Source organism: Pseudenhygromyxa sp. WMMC2535, assembly GCF_011083025.2.
Genome location: NZ_JABJWV010000001.1, coordinates 5665730 through 5684069 on the forward strand (window position 1 = coordinate 5665730; position 18340 = coordinate 5684069).

Sequence of the window (18340 nt, forward strand, 5' to 3'; positions counted from 1 at the left end):
GCGCTATCCCTCGAGCTTCGCCGCGAAGTTTTGAGTCATGAGGTTGGACAGGCCGGCCTCGAGGTCCGCGATGCCGAGGTCGAGCTGCGATTGGATGTCGACGCCGAGCGACTCGGCGAGGCCGATCTCGTGGTCGAGATCGAGCGAGCCGAGCCCGCCCTCGAAGCCCGGGACCTGGTTGTCGAGGCCGGGGAGGTTGTCGAGGCCAGGGATGGTGTCGAGGCCGATGGCGCCGAGGCGCTCGGGCTGGAGCCCCGGGAGGTTGCCAAACTCGCCGAGCAGACCCGTGGGATCGTGGAACAGGCCGTTGCCGAACTGATCGAGGGGGTTGCTGAGCAGATCTTGTTGGCTGAGGATCTGATCCATGAACCAGCTGCCGTTGAGGCGATCGATCAGGTTCTCCATCTTGCCCTGATCCAGGAAGGGGAGGTTGGGCAGGGCCTTGGGCAAGAACAGCTTCTCGCGGTGGACCTCGTACTGGCGGCGGCGGTAGCCGATCAGCGCCTGGAGGATGCCGCGGTCGGACATCGCGAGCAGGCGACCGAGCTCGAAGGCGGCGGCGTAGCTGGCGTCGTACTTGCCGGCGGCGACCTGGCGGGCGCGCTCGGCCGTCAAGATGATCTCCTGCGAGCGCGCCATGGGGATGGCCATGGCCGGCCCGTGGTAGATCCCGCGCTCCGGTGAGCCGTCGCGCTCGCGGTGGTCGAGGGAGACGCCGCCGATGCCGTCGAGCTTGGGCTCGCGCTTGGCCTCGTCCTCGTCGGGGACGTGGCCGAGGAGGTGGACGCCGCCGTTGTAGTGCAGGCCCTGGGCCCAGACCTGGAAGTCGCCGCCGAGGGCCGCGGTGTGGTAGGCCCAGTAGTAGAGCACCGTGAGCGAGTGGGTGCTGGCGCCCCAGTTGTCGATGGCGGCGTGCTTCCCCTCGAGCGAGACCAGCGCGGCGATCCAGTCGTGGCCGGCGGCGGGCAGACGGTTGCCGAGGACCATGGCCACGAAGCCATCGTCGTCGCCGGCGAACTCACCCTCCGTGTCCTCGAGGCTGACTCGGCGCACGTGGCTGAGCAGGCGGAGCTCTTGCTTGCGCGGAGCGAGCTTGGTGAGCAGCGGGCCTGGGATGCGCAGCGTATCGGGCTGGCCGCCGCTGGCTCGGATGAGCTTGGCGCCCGAGCTCGTGCCATCTGCCTTGGGCTCGAGGGCGATCCCGCCGTCCTCGCTTTGCTCGGGGTTGACCTTCAGCAGCAGCAGGGCCATCCAGGGGATCTTCTTGTCCGCGAACACCTCGCGCTCCCAGGGCAGCGTGCGCCGGCGCAGGGCGATGTGCGGGACCCTCAGGTCGCTGGCCTCGCGCGAGCCCGCGGCCGGGAACACGCCGAGCACGTCGCGGGGCGAGAGCCGGTCTTTGGGCCCCGTGACCTCAATCTGAAAGCTGCCGGCCATGCTGAGCATGGACGCGGTCGTGGTCAGATCTGGGTGGACCTGCTGGTTGACGTTGATCGTGTAGGTACCGGCGCTGAGATCGGGGACTGCGTTGTCGTAGAGCTCGAGCTCCCCCGCCGAGAGTTGATTGGTCGTGGTCACTTCAACACCTCCACGCGGAGCGTGGTCGATCCGCTGGGCGCGAGCGGGCCGTCTTCGACGATGTCCCACTCGTCCATGGCGGCCAGGCGACTGGCCCATTCTTGTTGTGTCCCCGGTCCGCCGGCGACGCCGACGATGCGGAAGCCCCGGGGGACGCTGACGTCAGCGACGTACTCGCGGCCGCCGCTGACCTGGAAGACGAGCCCGCCCTGGCCGGGGGCGACGACGAGCTTGGCGCGGCTGCGGTTGGCGCCCTCGAGCTCGACCTCGACCGCCTTGGCCAGGGGCACGCTGCCGGACACCGAGCTGGTTGCGATGACCATCACGGTTGTCGCCGAGGCCGGCATGGTCACGCGGATGTTGCGGACGCCAGCGAGCACGTCGCGGGCCAGGGCCGTCTGCAGCGGGCGCACCCGCGACAGGCCCTCGACCACCTCGACCGTCGCGCCGCGGGCGAGGAAGGTCCGGGCGCCCACGCGCACGAAGCGGGAGCCGTCGTCGAAGCCGACGGTGGCGACGTCGCGGCGGGCGTAGCGGCTGGTGATCAGCGCCTGGCCGTGACCGCCGGGCAGCCCCAAGTTGATGGGCTGCGTGTCCTTGCGCGCGTCGACGACCCGGTCGCGCAGCGATTCGGCGATCTGCTTGCTGCGAGCGAGCTCGGCGATCAGCGCGGCCTTGTTGGTGTTGAGGCTGGCGAGGGTCTGAACCTTGCCGCGGTTGAAGAGCGTGGCCTTGGTCGCCGTGGCCTTGGTGGACTTCGCCGTGCCGCCGAGCATCCTGAGCTTGGACATGGACTGAGTCCGGCGCATGCGCTGCATGTTGGCGACCGCCCGCAGCTGCGCGGCGCTGAGCCCCGAGCCCGGCTTGCTCGGGACGGCCGTGGGCTTGCTGATGACCACCGCGGGCTTGCTGACCACCCCTGGCTTGCTGATGATGCCCACGGGCTTGGTAGCCGCAGGCTTGGTAGCCGCAGGCTTGGTAACCGCAGGCTTGGTAACCGCAGGCTTGGTGGCCGCGGGCTTGGTAGCCGCAGGCTTGGAGGTGGAGGTCGAGGTCGTCGTCGCCGGCTTGCTCGTGGAGATGTTGGCCGTGGGGGTGCCTTGCAGCCCTGGCAGGATCATCGACTCGGTGATGACCGGCTCCTCGATCCCGACGATGCCTGGTATGGGTTTGATCGGGGTGACGGGCGTGACCGGAGTGACCGGGGTGACGGGCGTGACAGGCGTGACGGGCGTGACCGGTATGGCCTGGCTGGCCTGCTTGACCCGGCGATAGGCCGTGGGCGTACCCAGGCCGGCCGCGACCACCCGCTTGGTCCCCGCGGGCAGCATGATGGCGTGCTGCCCCGGGCCAAACTCGAGGTCGCTGATGACCCGACCGCCGAGGCCGATGAAGACCAGGCGACCAGCCTGCGTGCCCTGGATGCGCATGCGCATGCGCTCGCGCTGGTGCGCTGGCGGGGGCACGCCGTCCCCGGGGACGTCGAAGACCTGAGTCATGCCGGCGGCCAGGGTCGCGCCTTGCTTGGCCTTGGTGTCGAGGCCGCGCACGCGCTTGGTCAAGGTCGCGAAGGACGCCTCGGTCTGCGCGCTGACCCGCCCCTTGCGATAGACGCTGCGCCCGATCTTGCTGGGGCTCTGGGCCGTGCGCTTGGCGCTGACGGTCTGCAGGCGGACGCCCGCGAGGTAGTGCTTGCGCGCGCTCGGGGTGGGCGCGGCGACCTTGGACGCGCTCGCGGTCGTGCGCAGCGTCGAGGTCGAGGTCAGCGTCAGGGCCGAGACTTGCGCGAGGCGTGCGGTGGTCGGGAAGACCACGCCGACGGCCTCGAGCATCGGCTCGTAGCGCCACAGCGAGCCGCTGGTGTCGCTCTGGCCCTCGTCCGAGCTCTGGGAGGCGGACATGGTGACCGGCGCGCTCGCGGCACTCGCGGGATCGAGCGCCGCGCTCAGGTAGCTGACCTGGCTGACGCCGGTGGCGAACTCGGCGGTGTTGTTGATCCGCGCCTTGGACATGAGCTCGACGCCCTTGCCCGCGGCCGAGGCCGCGACCGTGAACTGACCGAGCACGGAGCCGTGGACCGCGGCGCTGCCGATCGACGCCCCCCAGCTGTCGGCGCGGCCGAGGGGCAGGTGATGGTCGTACTCGGCGCGTTCGCGCCCGCCCGTGGTGAGGGTCGGGGTCTCGCTGAGGTTCGGCGCGATGTCGATGACCAGCACCGTCGGCAGGGAGATGGTGTTGTCCCCGCTGTCGTCGGGCTCGAGCTTGCCGTCGCTGCTGTCGCCGGCGTCCGCCTTGCCGCGGAACATGGCCACGGGCAGGTTGGTGTTCTGGACGCTGTAGTCGAAGTCGCCAGAGTTCGCGCCGGGGACGCTGACGGTGATCTTGGAGTGCACGTCGAGCTTGCCGGCGGGCAGCATGTCGACGCGTGGGCCAGCGAAGGACGCGCTGCCGCCGTGGGCGGTGAAGGGCATCGGCGTGCGGATCTGGATCTGCGCCTCCGGGTCGATGCGGATCGGCTGCTCGGTGTCCTCCTCCTTCTCCGCGATCACGCCGCGGGTGACCGTGAACTCGAAGGGTCCGCGGCCCTCGGCGTCGGTGCTGGCCACGACCGCGCTGTCGCTGCCGCTGAGCGAGGTGAGCTGGAGGTGTTTTTGCGCGAATTCCTTGGGGGTGATCGCGCGCTTTTTGGGCTCCTTGTCCGAGCCAAAGCGGACCGTGAAGCTGACCAGGGACAGATCGATGGTCGCCTTGCCCGAGAGCTCGGGGCCCTTGATCTGCAGGGCGACGCCCACGCTCGCGCGCAGCGTGGTCAGCCACAGATCGACCTCGAAGCCGATCGAGATGTGCGTGCGCAGGTCGTAGTAGAAGGGATCCCAGCCGATCAGCACGTCGACGCCGGCGCTGAACCAGGCCTTGACCGGGCCAAACTTACCGACGGCCTCGAGCAGGCCGCCGGCCATGGCCTCGCGCGGGGTGATTGCGAAGTAGCACTCACCCTTGATCGAGACCGAGTCGCTGACCTTCCAGCGCAGGCCCACGCGCGGGACCACCGGGTAGTCGTAGCGCTCCGGGGGCGTGAACGCCGGGTGGTAGCCGCCGATCGACAGCACGGTCTCGCCGGTCTCGAACCACACCCGCAGGGCGAAGCCGCCCGAGAGCTGGATGCTGCGGTGCAGGACCCACGAGTCCTCGGTCAGCTGAGCCTCGGCCCAGAGCATCGGGCCCTGGTCGCCGCGGGTGGTGAAGCCCACGGACAGCACCAGGCCCACGGACAACACCGGCGCCGAGGCGTCGGGCAGCTTGATCGAGGCCTGGCCGAGCAGGCCGAGCTCGAAGCCCTGATCGAAGAGGATGTAGAGCAGGGCCGAGCCCTTGATGAACACGAAGGAGCTGAACTTGACCCCGGCGGCGAACCAGTAGGAGCCGCGCTTGGGCGGGAGCAGCGGCTGGACCTGACGCATCAGGCCCATCAGGCCATCGTCGGGCAGTTGGCCGCTCAGGGCGACCATCAGCGGGTGCGTGGCGACCTCGTCGATGCGCGGGGTCGTGAACCCGCGGTTGTAGCCGAAGCCGCCGGCCACGCCCTCGATGAAGAACATCGGCGGGCCGCCCAGGGGCACGGGGATCATCGCAAAGATGAACAGCGAGGCGTCCCCGGACGCGAGCTTGGAGTAGGCGCCGATCGCCGAGAGCTCGAAGGTCGCGACGCGGACCGAGGCCATGCCGACGTACTCGACGTTGGGCTCGGTGCCGGTCTTGAGCAGGGCGCCGGCGATCAGGATCGGGTCCTGCTCGAACTTCAGGGCCAGGCCGCCGAGGGTCAGCGACCAGTCGCCGGGCTTGGCGATCGAGCCGGCTGGGACGCTCAGGCCAAAGTCGTCGACCTGGATATCGAGCGGGCCGAGGCCAAAGCTGCCGTCGAAGGTGAAGTCGATGGGCGTGCGCGCCACGGCGTTGGCAGCGGCCGCGCCGGCGGCCGTGGCGATGGTGAAGGCCGCGAGCTCGAGCGGGCCGAACTGCATGTCCAAAGGCAGCTCGAGGCGCCCGCCCTCGGGGTCGCTGGCCTGGGGGAAGCGCAGGTCGAACTCACCGGATTGGCCGGCCTCCTGCGTCCAGCTGACCTCGACGTCGAAGCCGGGGTTGTCGCCGCCTTCGCTCATCAGCGACTCGGCGACCGGGTTGCCGCCGCCGCCGCCGCTTCCGCTTTGGTTGGCCTGACCAAAGGGCAGGGCGATGCCCTGGAGCCCGAGGGCGAAGGCGTAGCGGATGGTGTCGGCGGTCCACGGGAAGTGGTCGAGGTTGGACCAGTCGCCGGGGCCGACGCCAAAGTCGAAGGTCGCCTGCACGCTGCCCAGGCCGATGATCTCGCGGAGCAGGGGCTGGCCGTTGGCTCCGCCCACGCGCAGGCCGACGTTGCGCAGATCCAGGCCGATCTCGAAGCGGGTCTGCGAGGCGTCGGTGGGGACGAAGAGCAGGGGGATGCGCGGCCGGGCCTCGTCGGTGCCGAGCACCAAGGTCAGCTCGGGATCCTCCACGAGCTTGGGCAAGCTGAGCTCGGGCATCTGCACGCCGAAGCGCTTGCCGCCGCTGACCTCCTCGATGTAGAGCAGGTCGAGGCCGAGGGCCCCGTCGATGGCGCCCTCGAGCGCGCCGACGGAGTCGCCGATCAAGGTCCAGGCCTCGGTGGGGTTGAGCACCGCCCAGGTGATCCCGCCGGCGGCGGCGATGATCGCCCCCGAGCCGAGCAGCACGTGCTCGAGGGTCAGCGGGCCGAGCACCTCCTGGTTCAAGACCTCCTCGGTCAGCCCCGCGGCCTCGGCGATGGCCATGACCATCGGCAGGGCCTTCTCGCGGATCGCCTTCATCGGGTCGGCGCAGCTGAACCTGAACTCGGGCAGGAACTGGAAGGCGAGATCGTCGCCCTCGTCCTCGGTCTCGCCCCCGAGCAGGTACAAGGTCAGCACGGCCAAATTGGTGGCCGAGGCGTCCGGCCCCGTGGTGTCGAGATCGAGGCGGAGCACCGGATCGAGGTTGACCGGCGCGGGGATGTGGCCGGTCAGTCCGAGGGTGCACTCGGCCCCGGGCACGACGCTGGTCCCGGTCCCGCTCACGTAGGCGCCGATGATCGACGCGGGATCGATGTCGACGTAGCCGAGCTCGAGGGCGCCGTTGCGGACCAGCCAGATGCCAAAGCGGCTCTCGATCTCGTTCCAGCCGAGGATCACCGCGACCGGCACATCGTCGATGGCGATCCGGGTGCGCGTGCCGCTGGCGTTCGCCGTGGGCGTGGCGCTCCAGTCGCTGGCGCTGCCCGAAAAGCGCGTGGTGCTGACCTCGGAGATCAACCCAAGGCACTGCTCGAGGGCCCCGAGCAGGTTTGGAGCATGGGTCTGGAACCATGTGATGTTGGGCTGATCCACCAAGCTGATCAGCTGATCCACGAAGGTCCGCACCGCCGAGAGCTGGGCGCTGACCGCTGGCGAGCCGCTGGGGATGCCGAGCAGCGTGTCGAGGGCCGGGACCAGGGTGTCGCGGACCGGGGCTTCATCGATCTTGCGCAGCCCGACCAAGGTCCCGGTCAGGGCCGCGGGGATGATCGCCGCGAGCGCGCCCTCGACCGAGATCGCGCCAGAGAAGCCGGCGAAGGTCGGGAGCAGCTGCAGGCCGCACACGCTCAGCTGGGGCTGGCTGCCCTGGAGCCCGGCCTGGACCTCGATCAGCCCGATGTCGGCGTCGTCGTAGCTGAAGCCGAGGGCGAGCGAGGGATCCCAGTTTGCCGTGAGCACGCCCAGCGCGGTGCTCAGCGAGCAGCCGCTGCCGAGGCTGACGGGGTCGCCGTCCTTGGTGCGCAGGACCAGGCGGTGCTTGCCGTCGATGGTGCCAGCGAAGAGCTCGAAGTCACCGACGAGCGGGAAGCTGCCCTCGAGGCTGCGCAGCTTGCCGAGGATCTTGCCCGCGGGATCCTCGAACAGCTCCCACAGCGGCTCGGGTTTGTGGGTGAGGGGATCGAGCAGGCCAAAGGCCTCGAGGTTGCTGCGCGCCTGGGTCGAGAGGTGCGGCTCGACGAACTCGCCGAAGAGCAGCGCGACGGTGTACTCGATGGCCAGGCGGTAGCCGATGGTCAGCACGCGCTCGCCCAGGGCCGCGGCGTCGCCCTCGGGCACCGGCCACAGCACCAGCGGCGTGCCGAAGGTGTGGGCCATGTCGCTGTCGGGGGTCGGGAACAGGCCAAGGGAGAAGCTGGGATCGACGCCGCCGTAGCCGTCGGGGTCTTGCCAGCTGATCACCAGCTCGAGGTCGGCCGGGCCCACGGCGGCGCTGAGCAGGCCCTCGGTGCGCCCGCTGAAGGGGTTGAACATCACCGCCGCGCCAAAGTCGACGGTGTCGGCGAAGCCCTCGGCCACGGCGATGCGCAATGTGCCGTCCTGGTCGAGGCGCAGGACCTGGCTGCCCAGGGGTACCTCCACCCACCACGACTCGCCGCTGCCCGCGGCCGCGCCGGTGTCGAGCCAGTGCGTGCCGTCGAACTCCCAGCGCGTGCCGGTGCTGGCCAGCGCGGCGTAGTCACCTCGGCGCGGGCTGGCGAGGGCCGCGAGCGCGGCCGTGTCGGCGAGCTCGCCGTGGTAGCTGCGGACCGTGAACCCGAGCTCGATGAAGGCCGGGCTGAGCGGGGCGAGGCGGGGCACGCCGGTGGCCGCGTCCCAAAAGCGCTCGCCGAGGTAGTCGACCGGCTCGCTGAGCAGGCGGTGCATGGGCACGGCCAAGAAGCGATAGCCGCCGGTGGTCTCGGCCGTGGCCACGCCCAGGGAGCAGAGCACGGCCATCAGCGGCGACATGCGCTCGTCGGCCAGCGGTCCGCCGGGGGCGGCCAGACGATCGAGGAGCGCCCCGCCGGCCGAGAGCGCGAGCAGGCCGGTGAGCGTGGCCGTGGACACGGGGCCCGCGATGCCCGGCTGGTAGCCGGCGTCGACGAGCTCGAAGCGCGGGACCAGGCGCTGGTCCTCGTCGTCGTGTAGGGGCGACCAGCTCAGGCCGAACTCGAGGGCGCGCAGCAGCACCGCGGAGCTCTCCTGGTTGATCAGCCAGCCGTCGGCGTTGGCGTGGCGCATGGCGGCCTCGAAGGCCAGCGCCGGGGTCGGGCGAGCCTCGGCCGTCGCGCCGGTCAGCTCGCGGACGTCGATGGTGAACAGGTCCGCGCGGAAGTAGGTGTCGAGGGCGTAGGTGATCCCTTCGACCTCGGGCAGGGGCTGGGGCGCGAGGTCGAGGCGCAGGCCAAAGCCCACGTGGCTCGGCGTCGCCCCGCGCGGGCCGTCGGGGTCGACCCAGACGATCAGCTCGACGGGCACGTCGAGGGTGTCGGCGTCTTCGGGGGCGTCGTTGAGGCGGATCGCCCAGGGGTTCGCGTAGCTGCCCTCGCCGGTGATCTCGGGGATCTCGGCCAGGCTCGGCGTGCCCTCGAGGTCGGGCATCTCGCCGCGGAACCATCGCCACATCAGCGCGAGGCCGGCCGGTCCGCCGCCCTCGATGGTGAAGAGCTGGCCCAGGCGCATGCGCAGGCCGTCGAAGGGGTTGCGCAGGAATCGGGCGAAGGCCAGGAGATCGAAGTCGAAGTTCGCCGACGGCCAGCTGATCGGGCGGCCGCCAGCGCTGCCGAGGTCGAAGCTCGGCCAGCCGCCGAGCAGCTGCATCGGCCCGAGCACCCACGAGCGCCACGCTCCCTCGTCGCCGTCGAGGGCCCAGCTGGGCAGGCCGAGGCTGAGCAGGCGGAGCACGAACTCGCCGATCTCGACGAACCACTGCCCGCTCGAGCCGAGGCCGAGATCCGGGGCGCTGAAGTCGAGGTCGCCGAAGTTGGGCAGGCTGAGCGCGGGCAGGGACACGCCGGCGCCGTCCCAGGCCCCGAGGCCGAAGCCCGAGAGCCCGCCGCCCTCGAAGCGCAGCGAGGGCAGGCTGCCGCCGGGCAGCGCGAGGCCGGTGACGAGATCCGAGAGGTCGAAGCGCTCGCCCCCGGACTTCAGCGCGATGGCCGGGTCGACGATGTCGAAGGCCGGGACCGGATCGAGGCCGCGCTCCCAGTCGACGCCTGCGACCAGGCGGGCGACCTCGAGGGTGAGCAGGTCGAGATCCAAGGCGATACGCGACTCGCCAGCAGGGGGGATCAGCGCGGCGTCGACCCAGGCCCCGGGGATCGGGGTGAAGCTGACGCTGGGATCGCTGGCCGCGGGATCGTCGATGTGCAGGCGCAGCAGCCCGGCCACGGCGCGGGTCTCGAAGCGGGCGAGGCTGCCGAGCTCGAGCCGCGGCGGGTTGCCGGCCAGGTCCACGCCCAAGGTCCGCGCCGGGCCGCCGGTGGGCAGCGGGCGGATGTGGAATTCGAACCCCACGGCGCCCGGATCGGCGCCCTCACCCTGGGCGAGGACCAGGCGCCACGGCTCGGCCGCACTGCCCTGGCCAGAGATCGCCGGGCCCGTGAAGCCGGCCTCGGTGAGCAGCTGATGCAGGGTGTCGAGCCAGGTCTCGAACCACGGCGCCGGGCTGCGGTCGCCGAGCAGCCGGCCGATCCACACCTCGTAGGCGTCGAGCGGGCTGTCGACCAGGGCCATGGGGTCGAGCTGCGGGTAGTCCTCGTTGGCGGGGCCCACCGGCTTGTCGAGGCCGATGAGGATCGCCACGCACTTGCCGGCGGCGGTCTCGCCGAGCTTGCTGCGGATCGCCCCCGCGACGGCGTAGACCCCGGCCTCGGTGCCGACCTCGACGACGGCCCCGCCGTCGGTCAGATCGAGCACCGGCCAGCTGCGCGTGGCTGGCCCGTCGACTGGGCCGATGCTGAGCTCGCGCAGCTCGAGCAGCGGCTCGAACTTGCCGGTGTAGTCGAGCTGCAAGCCGGCGACGAGCTCGCCGATCTTCAGCCCGCCCATGAACGCCAGGTCGCCGTCGAGGTCGCCGGCCGCCACCGTGATCGCGTGGCTCTGGCCGCGGCCCGGCCCGAGGCGGAGATCCACGGCGAATTCACCCACGACCTCGGGCGTGATCGGCCCGTCGAGGGGGAAGGAGAGCACGTCGCCGAGGGCCTCGAAGGTCAGCCGCGGCCCGCTGCTGCCGAGCTCCGCCTGGGCCGACACGCGCACGCCCAGGTGCAGGCGCTCGGCCCCGGTGCTGTCGGCCTCCGACCACATCAGCAGCTCGAAGCGCACCGGCCCCGTGTCGAAGGCGCTGAGCCGAACCATGACGTAGCGCCCGTCGGCCTCGACCGTCAGCGCCTCGTCGGCGCAGAGCATGCCCAGCATGCGCTCGAGGAACAGGCGGATCTTGTTGTCGGCCTCGAAGGTGCCGTCGGTGGCCTCGTCGATGTCCGCCCAGATCGTCTGCAGCCAGCGCTGCATGGCGAGCCCGGGGTTGGTGATCAGCGCGTCGAGCTCGAGCTTGGGGTAGTCACCGGTCGTGCCCTCGCCCTCGGTGTTGGGATCGTACCAGCCGAGCAGCGCCAGGAAGCTGCGCACGACCTGCTGGGCCTCGGCCTCGAGCTGCCCGGCGAGCACGATCAGCCCGAGCACCATCAGCCGGAGCACCGGATCTTCGAAGTCCTCCCAGTCCGGCGAGGTGTCGAAGGTGAAGGCCAGATCCTCGTCGTCGGGGCCGGCGCCGATCAGCTTGATGGCCACGGTGGTCTCGGTGCCCGCCGTGTGGAAGGGCAGGTGGAGCTCGACCGCGATGGCGTCGAGGACGTCGTCGTCGCCCCGCACGAAGTCGCTGATCACGGCGCGGAGATCGAGGCCCTCGGCGAGCTTGATCTTGTCGCCCGCGGCGTCGAGATCGATGGCCAGAGCCCCGAATTGCAGCTCGAGCTCGACCTTGGGGTTGCCGGATTCGGTGCCGTCGTAGACCACCCAGCTGCCGCCCACGCCGATCTCGATCTCGCTTTGCGAGCCGCCGTCGCTCTCGCGGGCGCTGATCAATAGATCGAGGCCCGAGTCGGCCAGGGCCAGCGACCAGGTGTCGTCGCGCAGGCTGCTGGACCCGTCCTCGAAGATCTCCGAGAGCACGCGCAGCAGGGCCTGGCGGCGCTCGTGGTCGGCGGGGGAGGGGCTCTGGACCAGGGCGATCAGGCGATCGCCGGGGTGCTCGAACCAGCTGGTGTCGAAGGAGCCGTCGGCCGCGATCACGCCGAGGGCCTTGCCGAGGTCGAGGAGGACCCCGTCGCCGAGTTCTGCGGGGATTGGATTGTTCACGACTTCGCCTCCACGATGGTCAGGTGCAGGCCCTTCTCGCTGCCGTGGAAGCCGGCGAGGTAGGAGCCACCTTTGTTGGCTTGCTTGCGCAGGGACGTGAGCTGAGCGTCGACCAGGTCGAGGACCCCGTCCCACAAGGCTGCGCGCAGGGCCTCGCCCCAGCGCGTCCGCAGGCCGCTGGGGTCGTCGCCATCCATTGTAGTGGTTGCGACCAGGCCATCGCCGCGATCACTGCGACCGAGGAAGAACACCATTTCGACGGCCTCGCGCCCCGTTTGGTCGGTCTCGAGGTCCACGGCCGCGACCACGAAGCCCGCCTCGACGCGCAAGCGGAGGCTGCTTGGATAGACGGCCACGGACGAGCCGCGGTCTTGCCAGACGACATTGGTGCCGCGACGTCCACCGGCCCACAGACGCGTCTGCATGCTCTTTTGCAGCGTCGCGGGCGAGATCAAGGAGTTGACTTCAGCCATGGGTAGCCACCTTCTCCACAACATCCCGTGGCGCGCAGTAATATGCACACGCGCCCCAGGGGAGACGCAGCTATGGGCGTCACCCCTGTTCGTCCGGAACGGGCCGCGACCATAACGAGTGCTGTGTTGAATTGTCAATGATTAGTATTGCCAGTCGATGAGACCGTGCAGCCGGCCGGGTAGACCCAAAAGTCCCCTCGTGTGGCAAGACCGGGCCGTTGGCTGGCGCTTGATCCAACGGCCAAGTCTGAATCGACACCATTGTGACGTCGTGGTGTCCATGAAAGCTGTGCGTAATCGTGTTTAGTTGCTCTCAGCTGCGCAGGATCGGCCGAAGACCCGCGGGCGAAGCCGTGAAAAGTGGCGACGAAGTCGAGAGACGTGGCGCACAGCTCGTTGCCGAGGTGCAACCCGGAGGCCCTTCACAGCGGCCTGGCCTGTGCAACACTCCCGGTGAATGACCCAGCGACGAGCCAAAATCCTCGCCACCTTGGGGCCGGCGAGCAACAGCGACGAGATGATCGACGCCCTCATCGAGGCGGGCGTCGACGCGATGCGCCTCAACTTTTCTCACGGCACTCACAACGACCACGCTGAAACCTTCCGCCGGATCCGCGAGCAGTCCAGCATCCGCCGGCGGCCGATCGCCGTGCTCGCGGATCTCCAGGGCCCCAAGATCCGGGTCAGCAAGATCCCCGCGCCTGGCATGGCCCTCGAGGCGGGTGAGCGGCTGATCTTCGTCGCCGACCCGAACACCGAGGTCAGCCACGGCCGCGTGGGGATCGACTGCCCGGGCATCGAGAACGAGGCCAAGGTCGGCGAGCGCGTGCTCATGGACGACGGCGCCCTCGAGGCTCAGATCACCGCGATCGAGGGCAACGAGATCCACGCCGAGCTCGTCAACGGCGGCGTGCTCGAGTCCCGCAAGGGCGTCAACCTGCCCGACTCGAGCCTGACCCTGCCCTCGATGACCGCCAAGGACGAGGCCGACCTGCGCTTCGCCCTCGAGCTCGGCGTCGACCTCGTCGCGCTCTCCTTCGTGCGCAAGGTCGAGGACCTCGCCCACTGCCGGGAGATCATGAAGGAGGTCGGCCGCGTGGTCCCGCTGGTCGCCAAGATCGAGAAGCCCGAGGCCGTGCGCCCCGAGAACCTGCGGGCGATCGTCGAGAACGCCGACGGGATCATGGTCGCCCGCGGCGACCTGGGCGTGGAGATCGGGCCCGAGGAGGTCCCGCTGATCCAAAAGCAGATCATCAAGCTCAGCAACGAGCGCGGCAAGCTGGTCATCACCGCCACGCAGATGCTCGACTCGATGATCCGCAACCCCCGGCCGACCCGCGCCGAGGCCTCGGACGTCGCCAACGCCATCTTGGACGGCAGCGACGCCGTGATGCTCTCGGGCGAGACCGCCGCCGGCAAGTACCCGATCCGCGCCGTGCAGACCATGGACCGGATCATCCGGCGCATCGAGCAGACCGAGACCTACTGGCTCGAGCCGCCCCGCGACATGGAGCTGGGCCACACCACCAACGCCATCGCCCGGGCCGCCGTCGCCAGCTCGCGCAGCCTCCCCGACTGCAAGGGCATCATCTGCTACACGGGCAGCGGCGGCATCGCGCGCCTCGTCAGCGACTACCGCCCCAAGGTCCCGATCTTCGGCTTCACCCCCCAGCCGGCCACCTTCCAGGCGCTCTCGCTCTACTGGGGCGTCATCCCGGTGCGCTTCCAGGCCTCCTCGCCCCAGGGCGACGGCATCTTCATCGATCTCGACCACGCCATGCTCGAGCTCGGCCTCTTCGAGCGCGGGGATCGCGTGGTCATCGCCCTGGGCTGGCCGGTGAAGGCCCACACCTCGGTGAATTTGCTCAAGTTGCACAAAGTCGGAGAGACCTTGCGTCTCGGCTGAGGGGGGTTTATAAACCGCGTCCCGATCGTCGACGGCGACGGGAACCAAACGCCCCAAGGCAAGCGAGGGTGGCGGAATTGGTAGACGCGCCAGACTAAGGATCTGGTGTCTTCGGACGTGAGGGTTCAAGTCCCTCCTCTCGCACAAAGAAGGACGCCGCTCAGGGAGACCTGGGCGGCGTTTTTCGTTGCTGGCCTGCGGGGGGCGCGGAGGTGGCGATGGGGGAGGGGGTTGCGCCCGAGATCTGCGCGAGCGTTCAGGGGGGAGTGAGTGGGGAGGAGAAGGTGCGAGGAGCGCGGGAGATCTGCTTTCTTTTGTGGGGGCGGGGTGAGTGGTGAGTGGTGAGTGGGGTGGGTGCAATGATGAGGGGGATGAGGGGGATGAGGGGGATGAGGCGAGTCGAGTTGCTCTGGTGGGTTGGGTGCGCGGGGGTGCTTGGTGGGATTCTTGGATGTAGCGAGCGGCAGCTGGGTGTCGAGGACAGCCTCGCCGATGTTCATCGTGAACCTGCCTGTGCAGTCTTGATCGATACCTGGGGGTACTGGAGCGACGGGACTCGGCAGCGGATCATGAATCATGAGGAAGGCACGAGCATCTCGGCTTGTGTGTGCATGAGTGAAGAGGAGTTCGAGAGTGGCTATCGTGATGACGAACTCGCGGATGAGCTGATGGCGGAGTGCTTGGCCTTCAGCGCGCTCTATGGATACGACTGGGACGAGTGCGAGGAGAACCGCTACGGCTCGGAGTACTGGCTGGCGGTCGAGGCGTGGTGGGACGACGAGGATCTCGACTTTGCCTATGACGGGCTCGAGTGCGCGCCGCCGGATGAGGCGGAGGGCTGCGCGGTGGAGGAGCCTGGTCATCGGCTGGGGTTGTTGATGTTGGGGCTGCCATTGCTGGTGCTTGGTCTTCGTCGCCGGGAGTGAGCGGGGCACCTATCTCGTATCGGCCAGGTGTTGAGCTCGTGGTGGCCTCAGAAGCCGGTGGGCTGGCAGGAGAGGTGCGCAAGCGAGATCCGTTGTCGCGCGGGCTGCGGGTGGTTATGGTGACGTGATGCTCGCCGGACGCCGGAAGATCGCGGGGCTGCTCACCGGGCTATGCTCGGGGCTCGTTGTGGCGCTACTCGTACCTGGTGGCGGGTGTCTGGGCTTGGACTACTGCATCCGGATCAACTACTCGGGGATCGACTGGTGTATGTGGATGGAGGGGGCGTTGATGTGGCCCGAAGGCCAACCTGAGCTCGCCGAGCCGGTGGCAGAAGAGATCTTTAGCTGCGTTTGTTTCAACGACGCGGAGGAGACGATCCTCAACGACGCGATGCCCGAAGAACAATATGGCGCGCTCGTTGCCGAGATCGAACAAAGCGCGCGTGAAAGCTGTGCGGCGCTCGTTCCCGATGGCTTCAGCCATAATTGCGATGAGGAAGAGGGCGATGACTCGCCGGGGTTCACGCTGCCAATCGCCGGAGAGTCGACGAAGGACTGTGTTGGGCACTGCGAGTTCGTGAACCCTCCCCCTGGTGGTAGCTGCCGGGAACTCGACCCCTACGAGTGCAACGACGAAGAGGCCGACGGGGGGAGCGACGAGACCGGGAGCGACGATGCGGGGGATGAGGCCGAGGGGTAGCGCCGCTCTGGCTGGAGGACACGATGGTTGGACGTTCGCAGAGGCTCTGGATGTTGTCAGCGGCGGCGCTGCTTGGCGGAGCCTTGGGCTGTTCCGAACGGCAGCTGGACCTGGAGGAGAGCCTCGCCGATGTTCATCGTGAACCTGCCTGTGCAGTCTTGGCGGGGACCTTTGGGCATTGGGAGGATGGCCGCCGCGAGCGAATGCACAATCGTGAGGCCGGCACGAGCATCTCGGTGTGCACGTGCATGAGCGAGGAAGAGTTCGAGAGCGGCTACCGTGACGAGGAGCTCGCGGACTTGTTGCTCGAGGAGTGCCTGGCCTTCAGCGCGCTCTATGGCTACGACTGGGACGAGTGCGAGGAGAATCGCTATCACGCGGACTTTTGGCTCTCGTACAAGGTGTGGTGGGACGACGAGGATCTCGACTTTGCCTATGACGGGCTCGAGTGCGCGCCGCCGGATGAGGCGGAGGGCTGCGCGGTGGAGGAGCCTGGTCATCGGCTGGGGTTGTTGATGTTGGGGCTGCCTCTGCTGGTGTTCGGTCTTCGTCGCCGGGAGTGACGAGAGGCTTGCTCTTGGCGACGCGGCCTTGCTACCGTGGGTCGTGGCCGAAGCGGGCAAGTCGAAGGAGTATGGTCGGCACGTTCGCAAGCTGGCGGCTCGCATCGAGCGTGAGTTCGCCGAGCGCCGGACGAGCGAGAAGGGCGGCGCGAGCTCGGGGCCGGCGCGAGGGGACCAGGCCTTGGTCGTGGGGATCTATGGTCCGTGGGGGAGTGGGAAGACTCGGTGGTTGAAGGAAGTCGGCGAGTTGGTGGGCGAGAAGAAGCCCGGGCCGAGGGTGCTGACGGTGCCGGTGATGTTCAACGCCTGGCAGTTCGAGCGTGAGGAGCACTTGATCATTCCGCTGCTCAAGGTGGCGGAGGTGGCGGTGCGCGAGGCGGTGGAGGAGCTCGAGGCTGTGGGCGGTGCGGAGAGCTTTGTGGGGTGGCTGAAGCGCTCGGGGCAGATGCTTGGAGATGCATCGGTGGCGCTCGCCTCTGGGCTGTCGGGGCGCTTTTCGCTGGGGGCGAGAGTCAAGGTTGGAGATAGTGTCGAGTTCAGCGCTGGGCGGAGCGTTGAGATCAACGCTGGGAAGGTGATCGAGACCTTCGCGGCGCGCAGGCAAAAGCGGGCCGAGGATGCGGAGGTTCACTCGCCCTTGGAGGCTTATGAGTCGCTCTATTTCGACTTGCGGCGGTTGATGTGTGCGCTGACGGGGAGAGGTGAGCCGCCCAAGGGCTGGGAGTGGTTGGAGAACGCTCCGGTACTCGGCGAGCAGCGTGAGAAGCCTGGATGGCGGCGATTTTTCAAGCGTCGGACTGTCAGCGCCGAGATCGAACAGTTGCAAGCCTTGCCAGCAGCAAGTGGCGATGGCGGGGACGAGTCTGAGTTTCGTCTGAACTTGCTGTTCTTGATCGATGATCTCGATCGCTGCCTGCCGGAGAAGGCCGTGGAGATGCTCGAGGCGATCAAGCTCTTCTTGGAGGTGCCGGGTTGCGCCTTCGTGCTGGCTGTCGATGACGAGATGATCGAGCGTGGGGTGCTGCATCGCTATCGGGACTATCGCTTCGCGGCGAACCGGGACGACAAGAACCGCCTGCGGGCGCCGATTACCGGGGCGGAGTATCTCGAGAAGATCGTGCACTTGCCGGTGCGGGTGCCTCCGCCGAGTTGGCGGGAGATTGTTCAGTTCATCCGCCGAGAGTACGAGGGGCTGCTCGGCCGGATGGATCAGGTAGGCCGGCGAGGGGCTGGTCACGAGCGAGGGGAAGAGGCGCCTGAAGAAGCGGTTGCCAGGAAGCTTCCGAGCGAGTCGCTCCTCGAATTGCTCGAGCGCTGCTTGCCCTACGAGTGGCGCAAGATCATTCGTTTCATGGAGCTGTTCGAGATGCTCGATGAGCTCGCTTCGGAGTGCATGCCGGTCGGTCGAGGCTTCGAGTATGAGCCGATCTTGCTGGCACGGCTGGTGTTGTTGCAGCTGTTTGCGCCGGAGCTCTATCGTATGGGGCGTCGGCCGCTGCAGAGGACATTTTTGTCCGTGCTGAGGGGGATGTTGGTCGAGGATCGAAGTAGCTCCGTGAAGGTTCTACGTGAGAACGCCGATGCAGAGCTCGATCGAGTCGACATGTTCGAGACGGTCGAGCAGCGTGTCAATCGTCGCAAGGTCGCCGAGCTTCGGGCGAGGATTCTCGATGCGTACGAGCGGGTGCTCGAGCAGCGCGTGGACTTTCGTGTTGTCAATCTGTTTGATGAAGACGAACTCTATAATTGGGATGGCGCTGGTCGTCTTGCTTTTCACTATCGGATCGTGGCGGACGTGGTGGGTGAGGAGGAGCGTGGCGACAAGGAGACGGCGCGGGGGAGTGACGTGGGAAGCCGCAGGGTGGAGGCACCCCCGAGGCGTCGACGGCAGCTGCGAGGGCTCGCGCCGCTGGATATCGATGATTTCGTGGCGTCGGCGCTGTCGGGGAACGAGGAAGGGTGGCA

General features: G+C 68.5%; 10 protein-coding genes and 1 tRNA gene. 5 read left to right on the forward strand and 6 right to left on the reverse strand.

All coding sequences use genetic code 11. The annotated features are described in order from the left end of the window. Positions 1-3: 3 nt before the first annotated feature. From G6O69_RS22280 to G6O69_RS22290, 3 genes are read right to left on the reverse strand one after another with little or no spacing between them, the layout of a single operon-like run. Positions 4-1578, reverse strand: a complete 1575-nt coding sequence (locus G6O69_RS22280) for a hypothetical protein (RefSeq protein WP_172305523.1) — start codon at positions 1576-1578, stop codon at positions 4-6. Then, positions 1575-11807 carry a DUF6603 domain-containing protein gene (locus G6O69_RS22285; protein ID WP_172305524.1) on the reverse strand — a complete coding sequence of 3411 codons (10233 nt, stop codon included), beginning with the start codon at positions 11805-11807 and terminating at the stop codon, positions 1575-1577. Before G6O69_RS22285 ends, G6O69_RS22280 begins: the two co-directional genes overlap by 4 nt. Continuing rightward, a complete protein-coding gene (locus G6O69_RS22290) occupies positions 11804-12280 on the reverse strand; it encodes a hypothetical protein (protein ID WP_172305525.1) in 477 nt (158 codons plus the stop codon). The genes G6O69_RS22285 and G6O69_RS22290 overlap by 4 nt, the downstream gene beginning before the upstream one ends. Positions 12281-12737: 457 nt before the next feature. Between G6O69_RS22290 and pyk the strand changes: the two genes are divergently transcribed. The 4 genes from pyk to G6O69_RS22310 all read left to right on the forward strand — a co-directional run bounded on the left by pyk (position 12738) and on the right by G6O69_RS22310 (position 15812). Then, positions 12738-14186, forward strand: a complete 1449-nt coding sequence (pyk, locus tag G6O69_RS22295; RefSeq protein WP_172305526.1) for a pyruvate kinase — start codon at positions 12738-12740, stop codon at positions 14184-14186. A 62-nt stretch (positions 14187-14248) separates the two neighbouring features. Next, positions 14249-14330: transfer RNA gene (locus G6O69_RS22300), tRNA-Leu, on the forward strand. Between the two features lie 425 nt (positions 14331-14755). Continuing rightward, complete coding sequence (locus G6O69_RS22305; protein WP_176397025.1) at positions 14756-15112, forward strand: MYXO-CTERM sorting domain-containing protein; 357 nt, start codon at positions 14756-14758, stop codon at positions 15110-15112. A gap of 127 nt (positions 15113-15239) precedes the next feature. After that, positions 15240-15812: a hypothetical protein gene (locus G6O69_RS22310; protein ID WP_172305528.1), complete on the forward strand. Its 573-nt coding sequence runs from the start codon at positions 15240-15242 to the stop codon at positions 15810-15812. 56 nt (positions 15813-15868) lie between these two features. Here the strand turns inward: G6O69_RS22310 and G6O69_RS40445 are convergent, their stop codons facing one another. Then, positions 15869-15991: a hypothetical protein gene (locus G6O69_RS40445; protein ID WP_255215849.1), complete on the reverse strand. Its 123-nt coding sequence runs from the start codon at positions 15989-15991 to the stop codon at positions 15869-15871. Between the two features lie 24 nt (positions 15992-16015). On the opposite strand from G6O69_RS40445, the gene G6O69_RS22315 reads away from it, so the two are divergent. Further along, entirely contained in the window at positions 16016-16375 is a 360-nt protein-coding gene (locus G6O69_RS22315) for a hypothetical protein (protein ID WP_176397026.1), read from the forward strand. A gap of 195 nt (positions 16376-16570) precedes the next feature. Here the strand turns inward: G6O69_RS22315 and G6O69_RS40450 are convergent, their stop codons facing one another. Both G6O69_RS40450 and G6O69_RS41645 read right to left on the reverse strand, forming a co-directional pair. Further along, a complete protein-coding gene (locus G6O69_RS40450; protein ID WP_255216813.1) occupies positions 16571-16726 on the reverse strand; it encodes a hypothetical protein in 156 nt (51 codons plus the stop codon). A gap of 1213 nt (positions 16727-17939) precedes the next feature. Beyond that, positions 17940-18152, reverse strand: a complete 213-nt coding sequence (locus G6O69_RS41645; RefSeq protein ID WP_275943154.1) for a hypothetical protein — start codon at positions 18150-18152, stop codon at positions 17940-17942. Positions 18153-18340 lie beyond the last annotated feature (188 nt).